Below are 8,573 nucleotides of genomic sequence, written 5' to 3'. Positions count from 1 at the left end.
CGGCACCCCGCACCTGCGCGCCTACCCCGCGGTCGACCACATCGACCTGACCGGACACCAACCCCTCCTCGCAATCGACCTCCCACCCGAGGCGACAGGACAGGACGGCTGGGTCACCGCCGACACCATCACCACCGCCCTGATCCAACGGCTGCACCAGCCGACCCCCTGACCACAGGCCCACGACCGGCCGGGCGTGCCGCCGCGTACTTCTCGGGCGATCCCCTCGACGATCGTCGTGACGAACGGTTCACCGCTGTCCGTCTCGGGCGTACTGGCGGCGGCACAGTGCCAGGGCCTCTCACCGTGCCCCCTGGACCTCGACACCGCCTGCGCTCTGCCGGCGGCTGGGTGCACCCGGTCGACGTGGAGCGGGGTGGGGTCCACCCGAGCGGGTGGTGTTCGGGGTGTGTGGCGGCCCCAGGTGGGCGTGGCGCCCGGCGGCGCCGGCGCGCCGCGGTCCCGCAGGTCGGTTGCACCATCGCGGCCCCCGTGCCGCTGTCGCGGTGGACCAGTGGGGCGATGGCCGTTCGACAAGGGCTCGCGTGGTCGACGATCCACGGGGCACGCTGTGCGCGTGCCCGACCGACGCCTCGAAGTGCTGTTGCCCGCCGACGTGACCACCCGCGAGTACTCCGTCGTCCTGTGCGGAGTCTGGGCTCTGCTCAACGCCGCCGGACTCGCCGAGGACAGCGCGCTTCGACCCGACGACCGCATCACGGACGCGGAGCTGAACGCACGGTTCGACGCGGACGTGGAGGGCTACCCGTGGGGACCGTAACGACCGCAGCAGCGACCGAGCGTCACGACCCTGTCGATCCGATCGGTGCCTTCCGATGAGCGTGCAGGCCTCCGCTGTGACCGAGTCCCGGCACATCGAACGCGCCGAACGTCGCCAACAGTCCTTCGACGACGGCTGGGGCGAGGTCATGTGCACGGTCTTGCTCGTGCGGGACGGCCGCGTGCCGAACGAGGCGCTGCGCATGGAGGCCCAGTGGGTCGACGCAGCCACCCCCCGATGTTTGCCGCGCAGGCCGACAAGCGTGGTGAAGCTGCTCAGCGCGGACCGGCGACTGTCCCGCCGAGCGTCGCGCCGGGCGCTGGGCTGCTCCGGCACCCAGAGCCCGGAGACGGAAGCCGAGGACGCCGAGACGTGCCCCCGTCGCCATCGGGACCAGGCGAGCGAGTTCGGCCCCCAGCCGCTACCCGCACCCGCGGCCCGGCCGACGACGAACCCGGAGACGAACCTGAGTCCAGGCCGCACCCGGCCCGCCGCGCGCCGATCCAGCTCAACCCGACCGCGAGCATGCCGCCGCCGGCTGTGCGGTTCAAGGAACCGGTGCTTACCGGGCGATGTCCGTCCGGCGGGACTGGTGGCTCCCCTCGTCGCGAAGCACCCGGACAACCAGTCGGTCGACCAGGGCATTACCCAAGGCGATACCGACCCCGATCGCCAGCGCCGCCACCAGCCGATGGCCACGCGGCGCGAACAACGCCTCCGATTGTCCGTTGGGGGCCCGCCCCTCGTTCTGATCGACGGGTGTCACCGGGACGGTTCGTGTACTCGGCCCGACCGCTGCGCCCGACGGACGGGGAACGCGACGGACCTGCCGCGCTGTGGCGTGCAGCCGACCGGACACCTTCTGCCCGGTCCAGGCGATCACGTCGAACTCGCCCAGCTCGGCCAGCGCGGTGAACTGGTGATCGGCCGAGGCCACGGAGAACGCGCGACAGCCGCGGGCATGGACATAGCGGGCGTGTGACAACAGCGCGGTCTCCGCCGCGTCCGTGCCGGGGGTGACCAACCACGTGGGTATCCCCATCTCCGCCAGGACGCTGACGATGGCGTCGCTGTTGGGGTCGGACTGGCTGTAGCAGGCCAGCACGGGGTGTACCGAACCCGCCGCGCGGACCAGCGCGCCGACCCTGGCCCGTACCAGGTCCGGCCTTGGGTTGACCGATCCGACCGCGTTCTCGATGTCGATGAGCAGAACTCGCTGCGCCGCGTCCACACCGGTGATCTTCGACCGCCGCCGAGTCACGGTGTGGGACCACTACCCGTCCGGGTGATCAAGGGGTGAGTCGCTGTCACCGCACCCGCGATCACCGAGAACGACTACTACCAGGCACAGCGGCGCATCGTCCGAGCGGCCGTCGACCAAGCGCAGACCGCCTGGCGGCAGCTCGACCCGCGACCCGTCCGTCTCCTGGATGACGCTTGTTGCCCTTCGTCCGGGAGGGAGGGCAGCCCGTAGGTGATGCTCAGCGCCACGTCGCGTTCGGAGACGAGCACCTCGCTGTAGTTGCGCAGGTGCCACGACGTCACCTCGCCGTGCTCGGTGAGGTCGACGGCGTCCCGAAGGGCGGGCGACACCGGGGCCGCGTCCGCTCCCCAACCCACCAGCCGGTTCTACTGGCTCGGATCGCTCTCGGCGAGCATGTGCCTGATCTCCTGAAGTGATGACGTGGCGTGGCTTACTACGCGCGGCCAGGTCGCCTTGGCGCGTTGACTACGGCGAATGACGCACCGATTCGGCGCGGCTACCCTTGGGTGACCGAGGAGGTGCGCGTGGACGTCAACGACAACCACATCGGCCGCAGGCTCCGCGAAGTCAGATCTTGGCGGCGGCTCAGTCAGACCGCCGTCGCGGGGCTCGCCGGGATCACCCCGGCCTACCTGTCGATGATCGAGCGGGGTAAGCGCCCGGTGACCAAGCGGTCGACGCTCGAAGCGCTGGCGACCGCGCTCCAGGTCGCCCCCACCGAGCTGACCGGCGCGCCACACACGCCGAACGAACCTGTCGACGCCGACGCGCAGGCGGGTCTGTTGGGTCTGGAGAGCGCGCTGGAGCTGTTCGAACTCGGCGACGACCCGGGCGTGCCCGTGCGGGCCTGGCCGGAGATCGCCGCCGACGTCGAGCACCTGGCCGAGCTGACGCACGTGCGCTCCGACTACGCTGCGCAGGGGCGGCTCGCGCCGAAGCTGATCGCCGAACTGCACGCCGTCTACGCGCGGAACCCGCAACGGCGGCACGACGCGCTGCGGGCACTCATCCGCTGCTACGACGCCGCCATGTGGACCACCAAGCGCCTGGGCGGACGCGGTCTGCCTCTGCTCGCCGCCCGCCTGGCCGCGCGGTGCGCCGAGGAACTGGACGCCCCGGCCTGGCGAGGGTTCGCCGCGTGGTTGCGCGGCGACGCGGCCGGGCCGCTCTCCCGCTCCCAGCAGTACCGCCGAGCGGTCCGCACGGCGGACGAGCTGGTCCCCGACCTCGACGATCCCGACGTACTCCAGGCCTACGGCGTCCTGCACCTCTCCGCCGCGTTGGCGTCGGCCGCGCAGTCGGACCGCGACACCGCCGCCGTGCACCTCGCCGAGGCCCACGACGCGGCGGACCGGCTCGACACGGAGGTGGGCTCGTTCGCCGGCATGTGGTTCGGCCGAGCCAACGTCGGGGTGTGGCGGGTCACCCTCGCCACCGAGTTCGGGGACGGCCCGAAGGTCGCGGAGATCGCGCGGGACGTACACCCGGAGGCGATCCCCTCGCCGGGACGACAGGCCGAGTTCTACGCCGACTTGGGCCGCTCGCTGATGGTGGAATCCCCTACGCGCGAGCGCGGCCTGGCGATGCTGCTGCACGCGGAACGGCTGGCCCCGCAGCGCGTCCGCAACGACGTGTTCGTGCGCGAGATCGTCAGCGACCACCTCCGCCGCGCGCAACGCGACTCCGGGGGCCGGGAGCTGCGTGGCCTGGCCTGGCGAATGGGCGTCGCGCCGACCGGGTAAATCACTGGAGGACGGAGGCCTCACGGCGGTTCTCGTGCCGGTCGACGGGGAGCCGGCGGGCGTGCTCGCCATCGCGGACCGCGCGCCGCGTGGCGGCGGAAGCCCACACCAAAGAGCAGACCAAGGCCATCCGCGAGTGGGCCATAAAAGCGACGGCCACGAACTGTCCGACCGCGCGGCCACATCATCGAAGCGTTCGAAGCCGCGCATCGCTGATTCCCGAACCGGCGACACGCCTCATCCACGAGGTTGGCCGACCTCGTCCTCGCCCTCTGCGGTCTGGACCGTGATCGTCACTTCCTTGGCGCGCGCGCCGATCTCTGTCACGCACTAGAACGACGTGCCAACAACGACTGGTTGATCCTCAAGGCAGTTGACCCCACTGACGTCCGAGAGCCGCCGGTGCCGGGTTGGTTCGGGTACGCCCGACCAACGCATCGCCGCAGTGAAGGCGGAGTCCGCCACAGGTCGACACCCACAGCGCCGACCCATTTCCGGCCCGCTCCAGGCTGCCGACCTGCATCGAGGCTCGTACCGTGACCTGATGACGCGAAAACCACCCGATCATTCCTGGCGGGGGTTCACCGAAGAGCACGCCAACCTGTTGGACCGCCTTGACTTCTACGGCAACAACGACTGGGCCCGGAACTCTCAGAGTGAGGCGATCATGCCCATGCTGCTGGGTGAACTTCACGAGGCGGGCCTCGACTTGGACCGCGTCAAGGAAGCCTTGGGCTCAATCGGCTACAGCCAGGCCGTCCTACACCAACTCGACCGATGGGAGTCGAAGCGCACCACCGGAAAGTTCGGAAAGTAATCGACGCAGCTCACCGGGGTCCGCCAAGTCGTCGTTCTCGGGTTGGGTGTGCTGAGGGCCTGCCGTCCGGCACGCCACCTGCCGCGAGTCGAAGGTGTCCTCGCCGACTGACTTCAGCGAACGAAGCCGTGCCCGCCAGCACACCATCAACGGCACCGGCTTCCCACCAGACGCTCCACCGAGGGCGTCGAGTGGCTCGCACATGCCCGAGTCCGCCATGCGCAGACCGCAGGCATGGACCACCGCGCGACCTGCTCGACAACGTCCGCCCGCTGTCCGCCCTGACCGGCGACCCGCGTTCCGCAGCACCACCTGCAACTGGTCGATCGCCACCAGGGCATCGACCAGCACGTGCCGGAACTCTCCGAGCTCGGCGCGGACCTGTCCGCCAACACTACCTGGCCCCTCCCGTGTCCGAACTCTGGAGGCTTCTACGCGATCGGGAACACGCCGCCCTCGCTGCGGATGACGCGGGTGGACCTCGATGAACTCGCGGCGCGCGTGGTCGATTCGGCCGTGGTTGTTGTCGCCCAGCAGCGCGCCGGCCAGCGTGCGAGCGCTCCAGGTCACCAGTACGCCATGGCGGGCCAGGTACAGCCCGGCGGAGCGGATGCGATGCAAGTCCGCGGTGTCCAAGCAGGTGTAGGCCAGGATTTGCCAGCTTCTCTGAACTAACGCCATCCCCACGTGTCGGTCGAAGGTTGCTCTTGAACGTGGACGTGTCGGGTGGCGACACGCGGCCCGGTCGGGTGATTCCGTACGGCCGAACGAGTAGCGAGTGCGTCAAATGACGCTGAACCCGCCTGAGCCGGTCGGTAGAACCGTGGTTCATCGGCGCACCACGTGGTTCTGCCCTCAGGGGGTCGGTATGGCGGGTATGGGTCGGCACGCGGTCCACCGCACGATGGTCCTGGTCGACGTGGAGCGCTTCAGCGCTCCCGGCCGGACGCTGCGCCACCAACTCGACACGCGCGCGGGCTTGTACGAGGTGGTCGGTCAGGCGTTGGCGGCGGCCGGGGTGCCGTGGGATGCCTGCCACCGCGAGGACCGGGGTGACGGTCTGTTCGTGCTGGTCCCGCCGGAGTATCCGAAGGCACCGTTGGTGGAGGTGCTTCCCGAGGCGTTGGCGCGTGCGGTGCGCGGGCACAACGCCACCAGCCCCGGCGCGGCGGGGGTGCGGCTGCGGTTGGCGGTGCACGCGGTCGAGGTCGCCTTCGACGAGCAAGGGGTCACCTCCAGCTCGCTGACGGCCGCGTTCCGCCTGGTCGACGCGCCCCCGTTGAAGAAGGCCCTGGCCGACTCGCCCGGCGTGTTGGCGATGATCGTGTCCCGGGTGGTGTTCGACGAGGTCGTCCGGCATTGCGTCACCCTGGACCCGGCGACGTTCCGGCCGGTTCAGGCGAGCACGAAGGAGTTCCGGGAGCTCGCCTGGATCGCGCTGCCCGACCATCCCTTCCCACCCGACCCCGCCGTCCTCGACCGGCAACCGGCGGATTCCGCGACGCCCGACCCCGCCTCGGGCGGCCAAGCGGCCCCTTCCGCGTCCGCCACCGACGACGCGGGGGTGACGGGCGTCTCCGGGCCTCGTGCCGTGACCATCACCGGCGGCGTGCACGGCAGCGGAGCGGGCATCACCATCGGCGCCGCCACCGGCGACCACTTCACCCTCGGCGCACCACCGCCACCCGGACCGGAGGGCCCCCGGTAGCCGACACGGACCGCGGGCACACCGCGTCGGCGCCCCACCCCGCCCCCACCACCGACAGCACCGACAGCACCGACAGCACCGACAGCACCGTCACCGGCCAGCCTCCCGGAATGGGCACGACCGGCCAGCAGGTGCACGGTGGCGTCACCGCGGACACCGGCGGCACCGCGGTGGGCAACCTGACCGGCGGCCTGCACGTGCACCCGCCGCCGCCCCGACCGCCCACGCCCACCCCGCGGCAGCTCGGCCCGCGGCCGGCGGGGTTCGTCGGCCGCGCCGACCAGCTCGCCGCACTCGACCGCGCCCTCACTGATTCGCCGGTCGGGCACGACGGCACCGCGGGAGTCGGTGGCACGGCGGTGATCTCCGCGATCGGCGGGACCGGCGGCATCGGCAAGACCTGGCTCGCCCAGACCTGGGCCCACCGCAACCTGCACCGCTTCCCCGACGGCCACCTCGCGGTGGACCTGCGCGGCTTCAGCCCCGGCGACCCCCGCCACCCCGTCGACGTGCTGGGCGACTTCCTGGCCGCCCTCGGCGTCGACCGCGACCGCCAGCCCACCGAGCTGGACGCCCGAGTCGGGCTCTACCGCACCCACACCACCGGCCGGCGCCTGCTCGTCCTGCTCGACAACGCCGCCACCGTCGAGCAGGTCCAGCCCTTGCTACCCGGCGGTGACACCTGCACGGTGCTGGTCACCAGCCGTGACCGGCTGCGCGGCCTCGTCGCCCGCCACGGCGCCCGCCCTGTCCACCTCGACGTGCTCACCGACACCGAGGCCCGCGCCCTGCTCACCACCGCACTCGGCGACACCCCCACCACGGTCGACACGCACGCGGCGGTCACCGAACTGGTCAGCCTGTGCGGGGGATTCCCCCTCGCCCTCGGCTTGATCGCCGCCCGCATCCGTACCCACCCCCACCTGCTCGACGACCACGTCACCGACCTGCGCGACCTCGGCCTGGACGCCCTGGACTCCGACGACCCCGAAGCCAGCCTGCCCACCGTTCTGTCCTGGTCCCTGCGCCAGCTCACCGAACACCAACGCACGCTGTTCGCCCTGCTCGGCATCGCCCCCGGCCCCGACACCACCCTGCCCGCCGTCGCCGCGCTCACCCAGCTAGCCGAGACGGCCGCACGCAGGGCACTGACGACGCTGGAGGAGGCGTCACTGGTGGAGCGGCGGCCCGGCGGCCGGTACGCCATGCACGACCTGGTCCGCGCCTACGCCGCGGACACCGCCCACACCACCCTGCCCGAGCACGTGCGGGAAGCGGCCCTGACCCGGATTATGGACTTCCACCTGCACACCGCCCACACCGCCGACCGCCTCCTCAACCCCCACCGCGAGCTCCTGTCGCCCGAGCCGCCCGCGCCCGGCGTGCACCCGCACCCGCTGCCCGACACCGACGCGGCGCCGACCTGGCTGCAGGCCGAGCACGCCACCCTGCTGGCCACCCAACGCACCGCCGCCACCCTCGGCCACCACCACACCGTCTGGCACCTCGCCTGGAACCTGCACACCTTCCACCAGCGGCGAGGACACCTGCACGACGCGATCACCACGTGGCAGGCCGCACTGGACGTCGCCGACCACCTGCCCGACCCCGCCACCCGCAGCCGCACCCACCGGCACCTCGGCTACGCCTGCTCCCGGCTGGGCCTGCACGAACAGGCCACCACCCACCTGGAGCAGGCCCTGGTCCTGGCCCTGCGCCACCACGACCCCACCGAACAGGCCCTCACCCATCGGGTGCTCGCGTTCGCCTGGGAACAGCGGGGGGGCGACCGGCAGGCCCTGGAGCACGCCCACCACGCCCTCGCCCTCATTCGCGCCCTCGACCAGCCGGTGTGGGAAGCCGACGCGCTCAACCAGGTGGGCTGGTTGTCCGCGCTCCTGAGCCAGTTCGACACCGCCCGCGAGCACTGCCAGGCCGCCCTCACCCTGAACCGACACCACCACAACCCCGGTGGCGAGGCGGCCACCCTGGACAGCCTGGGCTACATCGCCCACCACACCGGCGACCACCACCAGGCCCTCGACCACTACCACCACGCCCTCACCCTGCGCCGCGGCCTCGGCCACGCCTATCTGGTCGCGGACACCCTCGACCGCGTGGGCCATCCCCACGCGGCCCTCGGCCAGCACGAGCAGGCCCGCACCGTGTGGCGGGAGGCGCTGGAGCTGTACCGGGACCAAGGCCGCGACACCGACGCCGACCGCGTCCAACACCAACTCGACGACCTCGACCACACCTGA

At 71.7% G+C, this 8,573-nt stretch carries 7 protein-coding genes; 4 read left to right on the top strand and 3 right to left on the bottom strand.

Annotation, left to right across the window (positions count from 1 at the left end):
* Nucleotides 1-577: 577 nt before the first annotated feature.
* The gene (locus ACYVLT_RS27855; protein WP_461123178.1) at nucleotides 578-781 is read left to right on the top strand and encodes a hypothetical protein; all 204 of its coding nucleotides are present in this window, start codon (nucleotides 578-580) and stop codon (nucleotides 779-781) included.
* A gap of 562 nt (nucleotides 782-1,343) precedes the next feature.
* Here ACYVLT_RS27855 and ACYVLT_RS27850 read toward each other — a convergent pair.
* Together ACYVLT_RS27850 and ACYVLT_RS27845 are read right to left on the bottom strand one after the other, a co-directional pair.
* On the bottom strand, nucleotides 1,344-2,012 hold the full coding sequence (locus ACYVLT_RS27850; protein ID WP_461123177.1) for a hypothetical protein: 669 nt from the start codon (nucleotides 2,010-2,012) through the stop codon (nucleotides 1,344-1,346).
* A 107-nt stretch (nucleotides 2,013-2,119) separates the two neighbouring features.
* Entirely contained in the window at nucleotides 2,120-2,401 is a 282-nt protein-coding gene (locus tag ACYVLT_RS27845) for a hypothetical protein (protein WP_461123176.1), read from the bottom strand.
* A 150-nt stretch (nucleotides 2,402-2,551) separates the two neighbouring features.
* Between ACYVLT_RS27845 and ACYVLT_RS27840 the strand changes: the two genes are divergently transcribed.
* Nucleotides 2,552-3,787: a helix-turn-helix domain-containing protein gene (locus ACYVLT_RS27840; RefSeq protein ID WP_461123175.1), complete on the top strand. Its 1,236-nt coding sequence runs from the start codon at nucleotides 2,552-2,554 to the stop codon at nucleotides 3,785-3,787.
* Between the two features lie 760 nt (nucleotides 3,788-4,547).
* On the opposite strand, the gene ACYVLT_RS27835 is transcribed toward ACYVLT_RS27840, so the two are convergent.
* On the bottom strand, nucleotides 4,548-5,240 hold the full coding sequence (locus tag ACYVLT_RS27835) for a hypothetical protein (protein WP_461123174.1): 693 nt from the start codon (nucleotides 5,238-5,240) through the stop codon (nucleotides 4,548-4,550).
* 232 nt (nucleotides 5,241-5,472) lie between these two features.
* Here ACYVLT_RS27835 and ACYVLT_RS27830 point away from each other — a divergent pair, with 232 nt between their 5' ends.
* Together ACYVLT_RS27830 and ACYVLT_RS27825 are read left to right on the top strand one after the other, a co-directional pair.
* Nucleotides 5,473-6,312, top strand: coding sequence for a hypothetical protein (locus tag ACYVLT_RS27830; protein WP_461123173.1), 840 nt, complete (start codon nucleotides 5,473-5,475; stop codon nucleotides 6,310-6,312).
* Nucleotides 6,313-6,422: 110 nt separating this feature from the next.
* Complete coding sequence (locus tag ACYVLT_RS27825; protein WP_461123172.1) at nucleotides 6,423-8,573, top strand: ATP-binding protein; 2,151 nt, start codon at nucleotides 6,423-6,425, stop codon at nucleotides 8,571-8,573.

The sequence above is a fragment of the Saccharothrix stipae genome, assembly GCF_054781895.1.
This window is presented reverse-complemented; position numbering and strand designations above follow the sequence as displayed.